General features: G+C 37.8%; 19 protein-coding genes. 3 read left to right on the forward strand and 16 right to left on the reverse strand.

What is annotated here, in order from left to right:
* The first annotated feature begins 175 nt into the window (after positions 1 to 175).
* Entirely contained in the window at positions 176 to 469 is a 294-nt protein-coding gene (locus tag A6754_RS18645) for a DUF3219 family protein (RefSeq protein ID WP_066449361.1), read from the forward strand.
* Positions 466 to 1,467, forward strand: coding sequence for an LLM class flavin-dependent oxidoreductase (locus tag A6754_RS18650; protein ID WP_066449362.1), 1,002 nt, complete (start codon positions 466 to 468; stop codon positions 1,465 to 1,467). Before A6754_RS18645 ends, A6754_RS18650 begins: the two co-directional genes overlap by 4 nt.
* A gap of 68 nt (positions 1,468 to 1,535) precedes the next feature.
* Here A6754_RS18650 and A6754_RS18655 read toward each other — a convergent pair whose 3' ends face one another.
* The 16 genes from A6754_RS18655 to A6754_RS18730 all read right to left on the reverse strand — a co-directional run bounded on the left by A6754_RS18655 (position 1,536) and on the right by A6754_RS18730 (position 15,460).
* Positions 1,536 to 2,489, reverse strand: coding sequence for a formylglycine-generating enzyme family protein (locus tag A6754_RS18655; RefSeq protein ID WP_066449364.1), 954 nt, complete (start codon positions 2,487 to 2,489; stop codon positions 1,536 to 1,538).
* Positions 2,490 to 2,563: 74 nt separating this feature from the next.
* Positions 2,564 to 3,301, reverse strand: coding sequence for an N-acetylmannosamine-6-phosphate 2-epimerase (locus A6754_RS18660; protein WP_066449366.1), 738 nt, complete (start codon positions 3,299 to 3,301; stop codon positions 2,564 to 2,566).
* Positions 3,302 to 3,383: 82 nt separating this feature from the next.
* The gene (locus tag A6754_RS18665; RefSeq protein WP_066449376.1) at positions 3,384 to 3,860 is read right to left on the reverse strand and encodes a PTS sugar transporter subunit IIA; all 477 of its coding nucleotides are present in this window, start codon (positions 3,858 to 3,860) and stop codon (positions 3,384 to 3,386) included.
* 1 nt (position 3,861) lies between these two features.
* The gene (locus A6754_RS18670) at positions 3,862 to 5,241 is read right to left on the reverse strand and encodes a sulfatase family protein (RefSeq protein WP_066449378.1); all 1,380 of its coding nucleotides are present in this window, start codon (positions 5,239 to 5,241) and stop codon (positions 3,862 to 3,864) included.
* Positions 5,242 to 5,305: 64 nt separating this feature from the next.
* Entirely contained in the window at positions 5,306 to 6,889 is a 1,584-nt protein-coding gene (locus A6754_RS18675; protein ID WP_066449381.1) for a PTS transporter subunit EIIC, read from the reverse strand.
* 403 nt (positions 6,890 to 7,292) lie between these two features.
* Positions 7,293 to 8,015 carry a GntR family transcriptional regulator gene (locus A6754_RS18680; RefSeq protein ID WP_180320247.1) on the reverse strand — a complete coding sequence of 241 codons (723 nt, stop codon included), beginning with the start codon at positions 8,013 to 8,015 and terminating at the stop codon, positions 7,293 to 7,295.
* Positions 8,016 to 8,341: 326 nt separating this feature from the next.
* A complete protein-coding gene (locus A6754_RS18685) occupies positions 8,342 to 8,662 on the reverse strand; it encodes an IDEAL domain-containing protein (RefSeq protein ID WP_066449383.1) in 321 nt (106 codons plus the stop codon).
* Positions 8,663 to 8,744: 82 nt separating this feature from the next.
* Positions 8,745 to 9,167, reverse strand: coding sequence for an RrF2 family transcriptional regulator (locus A6754_RS18690; protein ID WP_066449384.1), 423 nt, complete (start codon positions 9,165 to 9,167; stop codon positions 8,745 to 8,747).
* A gap of 89 nt (positions 9,168 to 9,256) precedes the next feature.
* The gene (gene spxA / locus A6754_RS18695) at positions 9,257 to 9,652 is read right to left on the reverse strand and encodes a transcriptional regulator SpxA (RefSeq protein WP_066449385.1); all 396 of its coding nucleotides are present in this window, start codon (positions 9,650 to 9,652) and stop codon (positions 9,257 to 9,259) included.
* A 171-nt stretch (positions 9,653 to 9,823) separates the two neighbouring features.
* Positions 9,824 to 10,411 (reverse strand): hypothetical protein, encoded by a 588-nt coding sequence (locus tag A6754_RS18700; protein ID WP_066449388.1) that lies wholly within the window; start codon positions 10,409 to 10,411, stop codon positions 9,824 to 9,826.
* 27 nt (positions 10,412 to 10,438) lie between these two features.
* Positions 10,439 to 11,008 (reverse strand): hypothetical protein, encoded by a 570-nt coding sequence (locus tag A6754_RS18705; RefSeq protein WP_066449390.1) that lies wholly within the window; start codon positions 11,006 to 11,008, stop codon positions 10,439 to 10,441.
* 90 nt (positions 11,009 to 11,098) lie between these two features.
* A complete protein-coding gene (locus A6754_RS18710; RefSeq protein WP_066449394.1) occupies positions 11,099 to 11,959 on the reverse strand; it encodes an alpha/beta fold hydrolase in 861 nt (286 codons plus the stop codon).
* Between the two features lie 46 nt (positions 11,960 to 12,005).
* Positions 12,006 to 12,452: a hypothetical protein gene (locus tag A6754_RS18715; RefSeq protein WP_066449396.1), complete on the reverse strand. Its 447-nt coding sequence runs from the start codon at positions 12,450 to 12,452 to the stop codon at positions 12,006 to 12,008.
* Positions 12,453 to 12,470: 18 nt separating this feature from the next.
* On the reverse strand, positions 12,471 to 12,911 hold the full coding sequence (locus A6754_RS18720) for a LytTR family DNA-binding domain-containing protein (RefSeq protein WP_066449397.1): 441 nt from the start codon (positions 12,909 to 12,911) through the stop codon (positions 12,471 to 12,473).
* Between the two features lie 186 nt (positions 12,912 to 13,097).
* The gene (locus A6754_RS18725; protein WP_066449399.1) at positions 13,098 to 15,134 is read right to left on the reverse strand and encodes a DUF4179 domain-containing protein; all 2,037 of its coding nucleotides are present in this window, start codon (positions 15,132 to 15,134) and stop codon (positions 13,098 to 13,100) included.
* A 32-nt stretch (positions 15,135 to 15,166) separates the two neighbouring features.
* On the reverse strand, positions 15,167 to 15,460 hold the full coding sequence (locus A6754_RS18730; protein WP_066449402.1) for a nucleotide pyrophosphohydrolase: 294 nt from the start codon (positions 15,458 to 15,460) through the stop codon (positions 15,167 to 15,169).
* 455 nt (positions 15,461 to 15,915) lie between these two features.
* Between A6754_RS18730 and A6754_RS18740 the strand changes: the two genes are divergently transcribed.
* Positions 15,916 to 17,112, forward strand: coding sequence for a DUF4085 family protein (locus A6754_RS18740; RefSeq protein WP_066449410.1), 1,197 nt, complete (start codon positions 15,916 to 15,918; stop codon positions 17,110 to 17,112).
* Positions 17,113 to 17,396 lie beyond the last annotated feature (284 nt).

Raw genomic sequence — 17,396 nt, forward strand, 5'->3', positions numbered from 1 at the left:
CCATTTCCACGACACCTTTCTCCAATCTTTCATGACTCATTCTAACACCCCAAAATTGCACTGCACCCAAGCATTTATCGATCTTTATTTTAAGCGCATTGTTCACTAGTTTTATTCTAATTGGATAAAATTAAACTAAGCAGTTTTTCTAAGAAAGAGCTAGGAGGCTTTTGTTATGAATAATGAAATTCTTTTGAACGGCACATCTATTAAAGTTAAAAGCTTGAATCACAACTTAGCAGGAAGTCTTCATAAAATCACTGTTGTCTTCAATGTAAACAGTGAAGAATATCATGACATCGCTGTATTATTATATGAAAAAAGCTTTCAAGTTTCCGTCCCTTCCCTACAACTGGCTTTCACGGGAGAAATCGTACACTACTTTACCTCGCTTACAAACCTTTATGAAAAAGGAAATGTCGGAGAGTATACGGTGACCTTTTCGGAAAAGGAACGAGAGACACAATGAAGCTAAGCATTTTGGATCAATCCCCTATTTCAGCGAATCAAACGGCAAAAGAAGCACTGGAAGCTTCCTTGAAGCTTGCCCAACACGGTGAAAAGTACGGATATTCCCGCTACTGGATTGCAGAGCATCATGATTTAAGCGGCCTTGCCTGCCCCGCACCGGAAATCATGCTGAGCTATATTGGAGCACAAACGAATACCATTCGAATTGGGTCCGGTGCTGTTCTTTTACCTTACTATAAGCCTTATAAGGTTGCAGAGGCTTTTAATATGCTTGCCACATTGTTTCCAGACCGCATTGATATCGGGCTTGGCCGTGCACCAGGCGGATCTGCTGAAGCAAGCCAGGCACTATCTGATCATTTCTTAAAAGGCGTATGGTCCTTTCCTGACTCAATTAATGACCTCTTGCATTTTCTGGACAATGATTTTCCGGAAGATCATCCATATGCAAAAGTAAAGGCAGCGCCAATACCTAAGCAGCCACCACATCCATGGCTGCTGGGCACCAGTAAAAAAAGCGCCATCCTTGCCGGCGAAAAAGGAATATCCTATGTATTCGGTCATTTTATGAGTGACAAAGATGGCCCTGCAATTGTGGAGCAGTATCGGGAAGTTTACAGCAAAACTCCACACAAAGAAAAACCTTATGTCATTATAGCGGCAACTGTTTTTTGCGCTGAGACTACAGAAAAGGCAGAGGAGATTGCTTTAAGCTCTTTAATCTGGTCTATTCAGAGAGAAAAGAAAGAGGGAAACCAGGGAGTACCAAGCATAGAGAATGCGAAAAATACCCCGCTGTCTTTGGAAGAAAAAGCGAAGCTCGAAGCTATGAAGGAGAAGATCATTTTCGGGAATCCTGCTGAAGTTAAGCAGAGACTTGACCAATTGCAGAAGCAATATCATGCTGACGAGCTTATGATTGTGACAATTACGTATGACCCAAGTGATAAATACGAGTCTTATCGATTAATAGCCAAGGAGTATAAAGAGTTATAATTCACTTTTTGCAGGCTGTACGTTAAATAGCAAAGGCATCTACGCTTGTAGATGCCTCCTTTTTTCTCTTAAACATCAGCTGCACAGCGGAATCCTACATTGCCTGATGAACTGTCAGGTGTATTTGAACTCCTGGCCGCCACTCGGTAGCGATTACAGTATGAATCGTGACATAAATAGGAACCGCCTCGCATTGTTCTAGGTGACTCAGGCATGAGTGTATTGGGAATATGTTCATCCTTTTTAGAACGATCAAACCAATTGGCACACCATTCCCAGACGTTTCCTGACATATTGTGCAAACCATATCCATTTGCAGGAAAAGCATGTACAGGTGCTGTTCCTAAATAGCCATCTTCTTCCGTATTTTTTACCGGAAATTGACCTTGCCATATATTGCAGTAATGCTCTCCGTTTGGCTGTAAGGTATCTCCCCATGGATACCTCTTCTGAACCAGTCCGCCTCTTGCAGCATATTCCCACTCTTCTTCTGTCAGCAGTCTTTTTCCAGCCCACTTGCAATAAGCCTGTGCGTCATTCCAGGAAACATGCACAACAGGGTGATCCATTCGTTCTTCAATTGAAGAATCAGGACCTTCTGGATGCTGCCAATTGGCTCCATGTACAACACGCCACCATGGGGTTTGTACTGGTGCCTGTGTGACTTTTGCAGCTGTTTCTTCAGATATTAGCAGATGAAAAACAAAAGACCAGCCAAATTTGTCGGCATCTGTCTGATAGTTTGTATCGTTAATAAATTCTTGAAACTCGCGATTTGTTACGGTATATGGATCAATATAAAAAGGGGCAACCTTTACTTCCCGAATCGGTCCTTCCTGGTCCAACGGATTGGCGTCAGCATCCTCCGTTCCCATTAAAAAGGTGCCGCCTTCAAGGTAAACCATATTTTCTCTATCCTTCTGTTTCACTTGGCTCTCAAGATTTTGTTCGCTTTCTGAAACAGTATTATTCACAGAAATAGACGATCTGGATGCAGAACAGCAGCTTTTCTGGTTGACCATTGGATCACTCCCTATAGAAAATCTCACTTTAATCATTTTCCCATTCGGGCAGGAGTATTGCAAAATTTCAGCACTCAATAATAAAGTGGCATTTTATTTTCATACTTATTAATTTTATTTGTAAACCTTAATGTAGTCAGGTGTGGCCGAGTAATGGCACTTCCAACCACGACCGCATAGGCACCTAAGTATAAACTTTCGATTGCCTCTTCAGGTGTATTGATTTTTCCTTCCATTAATACAAGTCCTTTGCCCTCACATGCACGTACTATTTTAGCCAGCATTTCAAAGTCAGGACTATCAATTGACTTCGGATTATCATTAAATCGATACAGAGTTGGAGCCACCATATGAGCACCTTGCTCCAGGGCGATGACAGCTTCTTCTTCATTGCGGATATCTGCTAAAATGGTGGTTTCAGGATATTTTTGTTTGATTTTTTCAATTAGGAGATATGCTTTTTCACCATCTGCATTGATCCGGTCAGTTGCATCAATTGCCACAATATCGGCACCTGCCCCTATAACCTCGTCAACTGCTTCCATGGTTGGCGTTATAAAAACAGAACTATTCTCTGAATGCTGCTTCCACAGACCGATAATAGGAAGGTCTGTGATTTGGCGTACCTCGCTGATTTGTTCAGGAGTGTTAAGACGCAGGCCTGCTGCTCCTCCCCATATCGCAGACTTGGCCATCCCTGTAATGATGCCTGGCATATACATCGGGTCGTCCTTTTTTGCCTGACATGAAACAATAAGACCATTTTTTAATTGCTGGATCATTTTCTGCTGTTTCTCATTATAAGATTGCATTTCACCATTACCTCCTTTATTTAGATACATAATGGAAAAATCCCGCTTACTCAGAAGAATAAGCGAGAGTTACCCAGCACTTTTATTTTGTTAGTTCAACAATATTTTCCTGCTGTGCTTCTACTTTTTCATTGGGATTGTTCACTTTGCAGGCTTCCCCGCTTGTGAAAATCAGAATAATATCTGTTGAAGGAACAAGATCACTAATTGAATCAAAATCAACCGTTAATAAAAGGTCACCTTTTTTCACCTTTTGTCCATCTTGGATGTGAGAAGTAAATCCTTTACCCTCTAAGTTTACAGTATCTACGCCAACATGAATGAGGATCTCTTTACCGTCCTCTGTCTTCAAGCCGACCGCATGATTTGTTTTGAAAACAAAATCCACGACAGCATCTACAGGGGAGAATACTTGCGTAGCGCTCGGAGCAATCGCAAAGCCATCACCCATGATTTTTTGTGAAAATGTTTCATCGTTTACCTGGTCAATCGATTTAATAGTCCCGGCAGCAGGGCTAACAAAACCATCTTTTTTCTTTTTATTAAAAAGTCCAAACATGTTACTCACCAGCCTTTAAGTAGTCATTAGGATCTTTTGAGCTAGGGTTATACGTTTCTGCACGATTAACCTTCCAGCCTTCTTCTATTTTGAAGTGACCTGACAGAATCGGATCATTTGTTTTCACTTGATGATCATGCAGTTTTTGACGCATTTCATCAAGGATCGTATTGTAGCGCTCAACACCAGCTAAGTTATTTCTTTCGCCCGGATCGTACATTAAATCATACAAACCTTCATGAGGCTTTACAGCTTCTTCTAAGCCATTTTCATGAAATAATGTTTTTGTTGGTGAATTATCAATATTTGTGCGGTTAATTTTTAAGTAGTTTTCATCATAATATTTGATATATTTATACCTTTTCGTACGAATGCTTCGCGCAGGCTCATAAGACGTGTGATAATTGATCTCTGCAAAAATCTCGTCTCTCACCTCATGATCCATTACTTTAAACATCTCTGCAAAAGAAACACCCTGCAGATAAGATGGCTTTTCAATCTCCAGCAATTCGCATAATGTAGGGAAAATATCTACCTGCGATACAAGACCTTCCACTTCCTCACCAATCATATTGCTTCCTGGAACACGCATGATCAATGAAACACCGATTCCGGTATCATATAGTGTACATTTGCCGAATGGGAAAGCTAAACCATGGTCCGTCGTAAAAATAATAATGGAATTGTCATATAAACCTTCTTCTTTTAACGCATCAATCACGATTTTGAATGATTCGTTTGCCCAAGTAGCAGAGTTAAGGTATCCAGTGTAGTCTTCACGAATTCTCTTATCATCTGACATTGGGTATGGAGGCATTACATACTTTGGATCAAACGCTTGGTGATCCTCGTGTGCTTCTTCCGGAAACTTGCGATGTGTCGCAAACATTCCATAAGATAAAAAGAAAGGCTTATCCTTATCTGTCTGCTGCAGCCATTCACGAACTTGATTCGCGTTTTTATAATCCCACTTCACAAGCTCCTGTTCAGTTAGACCAGAATTATCAGACGTAATATCCTGATCATATCCAATCATGTTTGCCCCATTTTTATGATCTGTATAGCTGCCGGCCTCATGCTGAATACCACATAGTACAGTATGATAATCTTGCTTCTTTAAAAAATTCACTAAATGCTGATTATAATCATGAAGCTGGAATCCTCGCTGAGACAATCCATACATTCCGTTGCTATGCGGGTACATTCCTGTCAGAAGTCCTGCCCGGCTCGGTGAACAAGTTGGTCCTACACAATATGCCTGTCTAAAAATGGTTGCTTCTTCCGCAAACTGTTGCAATGCAGGTGTCGGAACATCATAACCATATGGACTAAGAACTTTTCCGCTATCATGTGTGTGTATATAGATTACATTCTTTTTCATCGTAAAACTCCTTTCAGGATAATGGCAAAGGCTCTATCAAAAAATCGATAGAGCACTCCACTCATTACAAATGCTTAATATTGTTCTGTTCGATATAGTCGTCTAGTTCTCCGCGGATGATATTCACTTTTGGTCCGTAGATCACTTGAATCGCCTTGCCTCTTACAACTGTGTTCATGGCGCCAGTCTGCTTTAATGTCTTCGCATCAATTTTATCTGGCTTCACTACAGTTACTCTCAGTCTTGTTGCACAGTTATCAATTTCTGTAATATTATCAAAACCGCCAAGACCTTCAATGATTAATTTAGCTTTATCATCTTCTGTTACTACTGCTGCTACATGACTTTGTTCTTCTTCTGTCACCTCGTCATCATCACGGCCAGGTGTTTTTGCATTAAGCTTGATAATCAAGAACTTAAAGACAAAATAGTAAACAGCTATAACCGGAATGGCTAACAGGAGAGCCCAAAGGAAATTCGTTTTATCGTTTCCTTGGAATACTCCGAATAGAAGGAATTCAACAAGTCCTGCTGAGAAAGTTGAACCGATTGTAATATTGGCAATGCTCGCTACCACAAAACTTAGAGCGAAAAGGATTGCTTCTGCTGCGAAAAGAAGTGGTGAAGCGAATAATAGAGCGAAAGAAATTGGCTCAGTAACACCTGTTACAAATGCAGTTAAACCTACTGATAATAAGAAACCAGCTGTTGCTTTTCTCTTTGGTCCTTTAGGAATTGCATGATACATCGCAAGAACGATACCGATCATACCGAACATCATGTGCAAATAACGGCCACTATTAAATAGTGCTAAGTTTCCAAAGAATTTAGTTGTTTCAGGATCAGATAATTGCGCTAAGAAAATCGTTTGGAATCCTTCATACATTTGTCCGCCAACTTCTAATGTTCCACCGGCAGCAGTCGTCCAGAATGGAAGATAGAAAACATGATGAAGACCAAACAGATAAAGAGTACGAAGCATTAAACCATATAAAAATGCTCCGAGTGTACCAAGTCCTGTTGCAAATTCTCCAAATGCGGCAATCCCATTACCGATAAATGGCCAAATGATATACATTAAAGCACCAACAATTAAGAATACGAATGTATTAATAATTGGAACAAATCTTGAGCCTCCAAAGAAGGCAAGCATTTCAGGCAGTTTTATATTATAAAAACGATTGTGGATTAAACCGGTTACAATACCTGTTAAAATACCTCCAAAAACACCCATTTGAAGTGTCAGAACTCCAAATTGTGCTCCTTGTCCATATGCCCGTGGATCTGCATCTGGTGGAGCTAATTCGCCTGTAATAGTTAAAAGTGCATTGATCGTAATAATTAAGACGAAATAACCAACAACAGCTGCTAAAGCTGCAGGACCCTTTTCCTTTTTAGCTAAACCAATCGCTATCCCTACTGCGAATATTAATGGGAGAGCATTAAATACCCCTGATCCAGCTGCTTTCATTATCTGTAAAATCGCTTGCAAAATTGTGTTGTCTAAAATTGGATATGTTTCAAGAACTGCTTGACCAGATAAAGCGGACGATATTCCAAGCAATAATCCCGCTACTGGAAGGATCGCTACCGGCAGTAAAATCGCTTTTCCAAGTTTTTGACCAAAACCCATCAGTGCGTCTTTCATGTTTATACCCCTTTCTCTTTGTAAAATTAACAGTTAATAGGAACCGCTTTCACCATTCTTAAAAATTTTTACTCATGTTTGAATGTTGAAAACGGTTAAATCAATTTCTATAAACATAATATCAAATCTATTAAATATGTCAATACATTTTAATAATACGTATTAATAAATAATACAGATTACTATATCTATATATTAAAAAGACGTTAGAAAAAATCTATTCTCCATATTCCTAAGCCTTTTATGACTGTAAGTGTCTGCTTCTTTGCGGATACTCATGTATAAAATGGAATATTATTTTTATTAAATGAAAAAAGCACTCACCTAATTGATGAATGCCATTATTGTTTTGCTAATTCAATTGTAAATTTTATATAGACTACATAAAATTTGTTAATACAAATTATTTCGCTCTTATGGATTGATATTGATACTTTTCTGAGTTTAAAATGACCTCTGTATAATCCAGAATTTTTCCTGTTGTTAAAAAGGTTGTATTCAATAACTTTATTAAAGGCTGCTCTGGGTTATAGTTAAAGTATTTTACAATTTCCTCAGTGGGCATAATCGGCACTACTACATGATGGGAATGATCGATGGTTTGATTTTTTACTTCTTCGATATACTGATATTTAGATCCAGTTATATTTCCATAAGACAGATCTGGGTAATCTTCTACACTCATATAGCTAGTCTCCAGCATCATTGGGTCATCGTCCGCTTTCCGGAGTCTTCTAATAAAATAAATGGGATTGCCCTTTTCCATTTGTAATTTAAGTGCAATTTCCGGACTTGCCGAAATAATTTTAAATTCAAGCACTTCTGTACTGGCCACTTTCCCCATTTCTTTCATTTCATCTGTAAAACTTTTGACATTGGTCGTTCTGCCAACAATTTTTTGACTCGAAACGAAGGTTCCGCTCCCCTGGCTTCTGGATAGATATCCTTTCGCCACTAGATTATTGGTAGCCTGCCTGACAGTCACACGGCTTACACTAAACTTTTCAATCAATTCCTGTTCTGTTTCAATTAATTGACCTTTTGTATATTCTCCGCTTTTTATTTTTTCAAGTATATATTCTTCAATGATTTTATATTTCGCAATTCTTTTAGGCTTTTGCGGCAACAGACTAACCTCCACATATCACATTGTTATATCTTCAATATACCTTTTTTAGCGTGAGAATTAAAGGGAGTACCGGCTAATGTTCTCGCAGAAAGCGAATGTGATTTGTGATTGTATGTTAAAGCAATGCTTCATTTTTTATGGAGGAGAAGAAGAGGATATGTCAAAGTAGCACTTTTATTTAGAAAATTTTATTTTAAAAGCAACACTAAAAAACCCGAATGATTAGAAATAACTCCTTTTCTAATCATTCAGGTATGATGTTAAATATTTATGTCCCAAGCCCTTTTAATAGGCTTTAAAGTCTAACCTGTTCACTCAACTTTTTATTTCACATCATCCACAAGCTTCTTCATGGAGTTCAGCTTGTTTGATAGTTCGTTAAACCACTCTCGGTCTCCCGTTTCAAGAGCAAGATCAATGAGAAAGCGAAGCTGTTCTATGTTAGTCACCTTGGCATTAGGGATTTTCTTTAGCTGTTTCTGCAGAATCGGAATTCTCTTTCCAACTGCTTCATTGTTATCAGAGGTTACAACGATTACCTTTGCAAATTGTTCTTGTTCATTTACGGAATCAATGTATCCTAAAATTAATTCTCCATCTGCTGATTGTCCTTTGATCCAATCGCCGATTTGCAAATTCGTCATATATGTTCACCTACTCTTTTATTTTAAACTGTAAATATTTTCATTACAGTTAAACTGCAGGAAAAAAATGATCTTTCCCCTGTCAGCATAATTGATTTTTCTGGTTAACAAGATCCACAATGTCTTTAATAGTATAGTTTTTTAAATATTGTCCGAGATGCTGTTCTGCACCGATAAAAATCGAAAATAATACTTTTTGCATGTTTGCGCCTACTACGCAATCCTCATTCGAATCTGGACATTTGGGCTGTAAGGCTCCATCTGAAGTGATGCGATATATATCCCACAAGTTGACTTCACTTGCATCTTTTGAAAAGATAAAACCGCCGCCGATTCCTTCTTTTGATACAATGAACCCATGTTTTTTTAATAAACTTAAAACCTTGCGAATTCGTACGGGATGTACACATGCACTTTCCGAAATAGCATCACTCGTTGACATATGATCCAATTGAAGAGCAAGATACGTTAAACTGTGTATGGCAAGAGTAAAGTCACTATTCATTTTTTGCCTCCAAAAAATGCAAAGTTTGTTATCTGTACTGTAATATTAATTGTTACAGATAGGGTTGTCAAGAATCCTGTCCGAGTTCATTAGTTAGCCATTTTCTGCAATTCACTAAAGGAAAATGAACGGAATTTGCGCGGCAGAAAACTGCGGATTTCTTCTTCATTAAAACCTACCTGCAAACGTTTTTCATCTAACAAAATGGGTCTGCGCAGCATTTGCGGATGATCCATAATTAACTGATACAATTCCTTCAGCGGGAGTGCATCCACATCCACATCTAAAGCTTGAAACGTTTTTGATTTTGTTGAGATAATTTCTTCTGTCCCTGCTTCAGTTAATCTTAAAATTGATTTAATTTCATCTACTGTTAAAGGGTTCGTTCCAATATTCTTTTCTACAAAATCAATTTGATGCTCCTCTAACCATGCTTTCGCTTTTCTGCAAGATGTGCAGCTTGAAGTTGTATATAAATGTACCATGAGTTTCAACACTCCCGACATAGTATTAGTCTAAATGTAATATAAAAAATTACAGTTTAAATAAATATATAAGTGATAATCGTTATCACCTTATACTGTAATATTAATATTTACAGTTAAAGAAGTCAACCGTATTTTTATCTTTAATTAAAAATATTTTATATCGAACATTTATATTGTGTGATTAAGATCTCTTTCTATTTGTGTACACTCCTCCACCATAATCTCTGTTAATTTATCTTTCATTCTTTCTGACGTCACAATGCAGCTGACTGGAAGGAAATTTGTTTGGATTTTCAGCTCATAGCCTCCATTCACCTCTTTGCCATATCCATAAAATTTATGATTCTGATCAATTGGAATAAATTGAAAAGATTTGATGCTTTTCCAATGTACGAACCGCGTGCCGCATAATAGACCATCATCTAAAACAGCGAATAAGTTCAGGAGATTATTTGTATGAATTAACGGAAGAAATATACACAAATACAGAGCCCATTCAATGTCCCAATAGAATACCCCCATCCAGACCATGACACTCAAATAGACAAGCAGCAAGGCATAAATGATTAGGCCGGTTTTATGATTAGAAAAAGTCGGGAATTCAACAGGTGTCTGAGGATTTTTACGAATATCCTGCAGTTCTTCATTCGTCAAAGGCAATACAGGCTTCTGTTTCATTTTAACGAGAAGCTGCAGAAATTTAAAAGCATATAATCCGATTAGTAGAAAGAAAAATAGCGTCATAAAAACCTTCATTTCCTGCACCCTTTCCTTTTCTTAAAGTCATGGTAAAAAAAGTGAAACAATAAAGAAGATCAGCAGAATCCCTAATGCTATTCCAATTCCAAAAGCAGCAGCATAAGATTTCCTCGTATAGCCTTTAAACGCAGAAGGGGTGCTCGCCTGATCTACTTTTCTAAAATGAATGATCAAACTGACATTAATCATGATAAAAACTGTAAATGCAATAATCAGCATCAGCACGATCTCTAAATCAAAAACACTGTCACCAGAATCACTGAACAAAACGGATTGCAAAACGAACATGCAGCCCAGTACTAAGCTCCAAATATGTCCTGTTCTTTTATACTTATACCACTCACTGCCCATTTTTTCTTTCTCATATTCTGCTGCCTGCTCAAGTATTGGGAATATAGATTTTGTAGAATCTCTCTTTATGAGACCAAAAACACTCTGAATTAATATTAAAATCCCCGCAGTTAAATAAAATTGAGAGAACGTTAGCGTAAAGACATTGACAATAATGAAAAAAAGAGCGAGAAGAACAAGTATTAACATATTGATTGTGCCCGCTTGCCTTAGCCTCATGTTGCTGACTTGATTTGCATCCATTCTGTTTCCCCCTTTTTCCTGCTTTTCAGATTAGATGGGACGACTTGTTTAATACTGTAACACTAAAAATCGGATCGTTTTCTTTTTATTCTAATAATTGTTATTAAGGAACTCCATTAAGGCTTCGTTCATATCACTGGCTGACTTTCCAAGCCAGATCAAATGGCCCCATGAATCCAATACATAAATCTTTGCATCTAAAATTTTTTCAGCCGCATAATAGGCATGCTCCAATGGAACAGAGCCATCAAATGCACTATGCAAAATAAGTGTAGGACAAAGTACTTTTTCTAACTCATTTCCCGGCAGTTCGTTTACTTGTTTTAAATCGATTAAAAAACCATGTCCGGATCTTTGCCGATTGTTCATTTTTCTAACTTCTTCAATATCATTTGTACCAATTCTCTTTTTCGCTTCCCGATAGCTTAAACTGCTAAAGGATGAAAACATCTGCTTGAAAATAAACGCTGGAAAAAGCTGATTGATCCTAGACAGCAATGTCCATGTCGTTTTTTCGATTCGAGGATGAAAAATAACATGTGCTAATTTATACGTCAAATCCTCTGGTGTAAGCCACTCCTTCGTGACTGCTGATTGTAGAATGAGGGTTTTGACGTGTTGAGGATAATGAACTGCAAAATATATAGCACTCGGTCCGCCTGCTGATATTCCAATAACATGCAGCTTATCAATTCCTAAATGGTTCAGTAAATCCAGATAATATTCACAAGCTGTCGCCAGATTTTCGCCAATTTCTTTCACAGTGCGACCATACCCAGGTCTTGATGGCGTAATGATGGAGAACCCATTATCAAGTAAACTTTTATATCCGAATTCTTCATAACAGTTTGAATGTCCCCCATGCATAACCAGAATAGGTTCACCCTCACCCGAAATCGAATATTCCAACTGACGGCCGTTTATTGACACTGTTTCTACAACTCGTTCCATAAATTGATTCTCCTTATTTTATATACGTTTGAGATAATAAACAGTTTCATATTTTGTCTATATTTTCCTTATAGTGGTGTAAAGCCATGTTCAATTCTCTCGTTTCTTTGTTTAATTTCCATTTTAAGGCCAGCCCAAAAATGATAAATGAAAGAGTAATAGCGCCATAAAAGGTATAACGATACCAGTTCGGATACCCTGCAAACCATGAAAAGAATTCTGTAAACAAGATGGTTATAAAAAGAGACCAGCCGCTCCATAGTATTAGTCTCCACACCGTCAAATCCCTTTTAGATAAAATAATCACTTGACCTAAGCCGATGAGCAAACAAGCCAAAAAGAGTTGAATACAGGTCCAAAATTGCAGTGAGGTTTGCATACTCTTATCAATACTCCCAAGCACAAGATAGAAAAATACAAAGGCAATAAAGTACATACCTGCTGTTGCTTTTGATTCATACATAAATAGAAAAATTTCCTGCCATTTTTTCATTTCCTTTCCCTCCTTCGTTTATGGGTTTATACCTAACTTGTTTTTAAATGCTTGTGAATAATGACGTGAAACAATTAGTTTATCCCCTGATGTAAGTGTAATTTCTATTCGGCTGTGAAGGATGCTTTTTAGCTTTTGTATATGCATCAGGTTGACCAACTGGGATTTACCGATGCGAACAATATCGCTGTAGTGTAAGCTCTTTTCCAGATTTAAAAGTGAATCCTGACATTCCAAAACATCACTTTTGGTATAAAGGAACACCTTATGATCCACAGATTCTGCATAATAAATATCTCCTGAATGCAATACAAATATTTCCCGCTCTTTTACAGCAAATATCTTTTCATCTGCCTGTTTTATGCAGGTCAGGAGGCTTTGAATAGTTGAATCCATCTTCTTGCATTTAATAACAATTTCTTGATCACCTGTTGAAATATACTCAACCGTAACCTTCATATCAGTTCCTCCAGTCCTCATTTTTTTAAAGTGTAAAATAGCTGATCGTTTTCCTCAATAGCACTTCACTTATGTTGCATTTTTTAGGTGCTAAGTTGCATATAAACCAAATACATCCTAATTTTTCACCAAGAGAAAAACCCTGATGTCTTAATTCACCATTACGACATCAGGGCTTCATTTCCATTATTCAGCTGGGTTAATTTTAACTTTTACCACATCATCTAAGTATTTAGTAGAATCATACCCATACAGTTCAATTGCAGTAGGTTTAACATTGTTGCCGTAATATTTTGTTCTCTCCACAGTTCTTATATGGCGGGGATGAACTAGCTCTTCATATGGAATGGTGGGATTATGAATATCATATTCTTTACCGTTTTTATCGACAATCACTCCTTCTCCATCCATTTCCATAGAGGTGATTTCAGCATCGTTTTCAGTTGCAACATTGTACTGTAAGGAATCAAAACTTCGATTCTCAGTTTCATAATTACTGAGCGTAATTTCAGTGGCATCCTTCGATTGGACATTATCAATTGAAATGGTGCTATCTGCATATTCAAATGTATAAGGATATTCCTGGATCGTATCCAACGGAATGGTTAATGAATCCGTCACCGATAAATGAACGGATCCAAAATGAATGCTCATTTCATTTGCTTCTGCACCTAAAAGAGGATCAAACAAGCTTTCAGTGGTTATTGACCCATTGTTATTGTGAGTTGAGTTATAGTAAGAACCGTAATAGTCTGACTGAATGACTGTCTCATCAACTTCTAAATGGTCAATCATGTAGGTATACATTCTCTGCATGTTAGGATCTCCTTCTACTGTGTACTGAAGCACGGTTGAAGTCGGTGCATACGTCAATGTATTAAAGGTTACTTCTGTTCCGTCAATTTCTGCACTTCCATCCAAGGTATATTCAGTTGAAGGTTGTTTCGTTAGAGGAAGTTCAAATTCCCATTCCCCTTTTGCAGCCTGTGTATATTCATAGTTGATACTCCCTTCTTCAGTCACCTGATGAAGGCTTCTAATATTAAGGTTAATCGTCGCGCTATCCTTTACGAGTGGCCGTAGACTAAGCTTTCCATGATACACATTTTTTTCTCTCTTGTTCAAATCCGATTCCATATCCGGCATAAAGTAGCGCGGATAAATCATGCTGTTTAAACTTTGGTATTCGTTTTCCACAGTAACTCCATCTTCATAAATCATCATATATTGATTCTCTTCTTCCAAATCTTCAATTTCATAATAAACAAGTGTCTGATATTCATCGGCAATGACACTTTTAATCTTAATTTTAATCCCGTTATCTTCCGCCACCAGGCTCAGCCGCTCTCCTAGGTTTTCCTGCAGATAATAGCGCAGTTCAGGATCACCCTCTGACAGGGCATAATAAGTAGAGGCAAAAATACCTGTAATAAATCCTAATGCGATCAGTACCGTAAAAACACTAGCTGTGATAAGGCCAAATCTTCTTCGTTTTTTTCTCTTCTGCTGTCTTTGTTTTTCTGTTTCTTCCACACTTTCTTTGATCCTTCTCCATATGGCAGCAGGCATCTGTTTTTTAGGCAGATCTGCCAGCATCAGCGTGACTTCTTGGAATGTCGCTAAATCCTCTTGGCAGTTTTGACAGTGGTATAGATGAATCTCAAAATCAATCTTTTCGGATCGCTCCATGGCCCGGTTTAAATAAGTAAGATAGTGTGGAATAAATTCCTGGCAGCCCTGGAATTCTGGCCCATCTCCTATTGTCTCTCTGATGGACTGAATTCCTGTAGCTAAAAGGGCTTTTAACTGATCCATATTTATTTGCAGCAGAGCTGCCGTTTCATCATATGATATTCCTTTTACATAAGTTAGAAGGATAGCTTCCTTCTCTTGCTTTTTTAATTGATAAATCGCGGCGATCAGTTCTTCTGTTCCCTCTGTCTCCTCTCGGTTTCCACCACCAGCAAGCTCTTGGCATTTATGTACAAAGTTTGCGGTAACCCAGCCTTCATATGAGGTTTCTCTCTTAAATCGTGAAGATTCCTTGTCCGTTTTTAAAATAGATTGATAAAAAACTTCTTCTATTTTCTGATGGTCTGTGAAATGGCACAAGGCAATATTGTAAAGCGATTGACTATGCTGACCGAACCAGGAAAGTGTTTCAATCAAACTGCTATCACTCATATTGCTGACATGCACCTTATCCGTTTTTGCTGGGATCATGAATGTATTTCCCCCTGTATCCTGTCTTTTTCTCATTTAACTGGGTACTTCACTGCATTTTTCTCCATTTTTTTAAAAGCTTCTTCCATTAGATCCACATCCATCTTCTCAGCCAATTGCAAAAGATAAATGAATACATCCGCCATTTCTTCTTTTATATTTTGTTTATTTTCTGCAACTGCCGCCTCGCTGCTTCTCCATTGGAAATTCTCTAATAGTTCATTTGCCTCAAGCGAAATGGAAATTGCGAGATCTTTTTCATTATGATAAGGCGACCAGCCTCGTTCATCTCTAAACGCAGTAATCTTATTTATTAACTCTTTCAAGCCTATCCTACCTACTATTTTTGTAAATTACTACTATTTTATCATTTATTGAATTGGAAATTGAAGGTTGGTTTTGAAATTTTTATAAAAGTTTGAAAGATTGTTGATTTCAGTTGAGGAAATCAAACATTTGGCCCTTGAATGAGGGATGTGCCTGTATATTCGTTTGATTTTCTTTAGAAGCGGGGAGATTTTAACTCGGATGCTGTTAAATTCGATTGATTTTGCATTGAATAGTAGGGTTCCTATCAAAATTTTTGATTTTCCTATCAAAGTTTTTAACTTTCCTATCAATTTCGATCGCTTTCCTATCAAACTTTTTTGTTTTCCTATCAAATTATAAAGATTTCCCATTAAACGACTTCTTCACCTTTTAAATACTGCAAACCGATCCCATCCCATATACCAAAAACTTATAGTATACTAAATTTACCAATACTTAAGAGGTGATCCTAATGTGGCATTTAACTAGAGAAGCACAAGTAAGGTTTGCTCAGGTAAATCTTCTGCCTATACACGAGAGTGATGAAGACTGGGAGATTGCTTTAAGTGAAGCAGAGGAAGAAGGCGAGGATCTTTTTGCCTCATTAAAAGAAGATCTCGATGAAGTTCGGGAAGAGCTTCAGCAAGTGCTGCCAAGCCGTTTTATTACGTATTTAGATAATAATACTTTAAATCATCCTTCACTTCCGAAAGCTGTTCGAGAAGATTATTTACAGTGGATGCGTGAAGGTGATCAGGAATTTGAACAGATATTAGAAGCTGCAGGTAAGAGTACGGAGCATGCGATTCCTTTTTTATTAGCTGCAGCTCAGGAAGTGTTTAATGAGAGCTTTCATGATGGAAGAATCGAACGCATCATAAGAGAAAGTGATACACTTCATATTTATATCAATACAGAAGGCGGCTTTTCTACTAAAGCATATGTTCATCTAATGTTAAAAGGTGTTACGTCAGAAGAAACAGATCTGCCGCTGGAGGCTGGGCAATACTTTATCTATGATGAACTTCAGAAAATTGAGGATGGCTTTGCTTTTCGCGTTTTATTTGATTGTCCTTCATCACAATGGACCATTACGATGAAGGATGTCGATGCCCGCAGTTTCTATCGCCCAAAGCAATATTCTCTACTATATGATGAAGATCGGTTTGAATCCACATCTCTTGAAGAATACGTTTCAGAGCTGAATCCTGATCACCGCTATTGGCTTTTTACACCTGATGCTGAGATTGAAATAAAAATGAATTCAAATCAACTTCTTATTGATAATGGATCATTAGAAATGACCGATGATGAAATTCTTATTACCACTTCGAAAGGACAGTATACATATGATATCGAAGAATACTCTCCTCTTCAGTTTATTTACACTGATACATATGAAAACCCTTATGAACAGCAAAATGAGCCTGTACCAGCAGACGAGCTGGAAGATGCGGCTTTAAGTGATGACTTGGAATTACAAGTGCGTGCATGGAACACGATGTATCGTGGCCCTCAGGAATTGGCGGACATCATTAACACTGTTCTTAGCAAAATTGAAATAAACGAAGAAAACGAAATGATCCTAACTGTATATGTGAATCATTTTTATCAAGAGGAAATTTTGAAGGGAGATGTTATAGAGAAGTTCAAGGAACTAATTGAGTAGTCGGCTTTAGAGGGAATTTTTCAATAACTGGACGAGTCGATTATAATCAAGATTAGAAACTTACATTTTTAATGATTGATTAGAAATATAATGTTTAAACCTGAGTGAAATGAAGCGGAGGACACTCGCCTCCTGCGGGAAGTAGAGCAAAGGTTGAGACCCGACAGGCTTGCCGAGAATGCTCAGCTAGCTCCCCAGCGGAAAGCAAGTGTCCGCAGCGCAGGTGGAACGGACTTGTTTTGAAAGCTAGAATATACTGTATTTAAGGATGGGCTTTTAGATTG

Source organism: Cytobacillus gottheilii, from assembly GCF_001636345.1.
GTDB lineage: Bacteria > Bacillota > Bacilli > Bacillales > Cytobacillaceae > Cytobacillus > Cytobacillus gottheilii.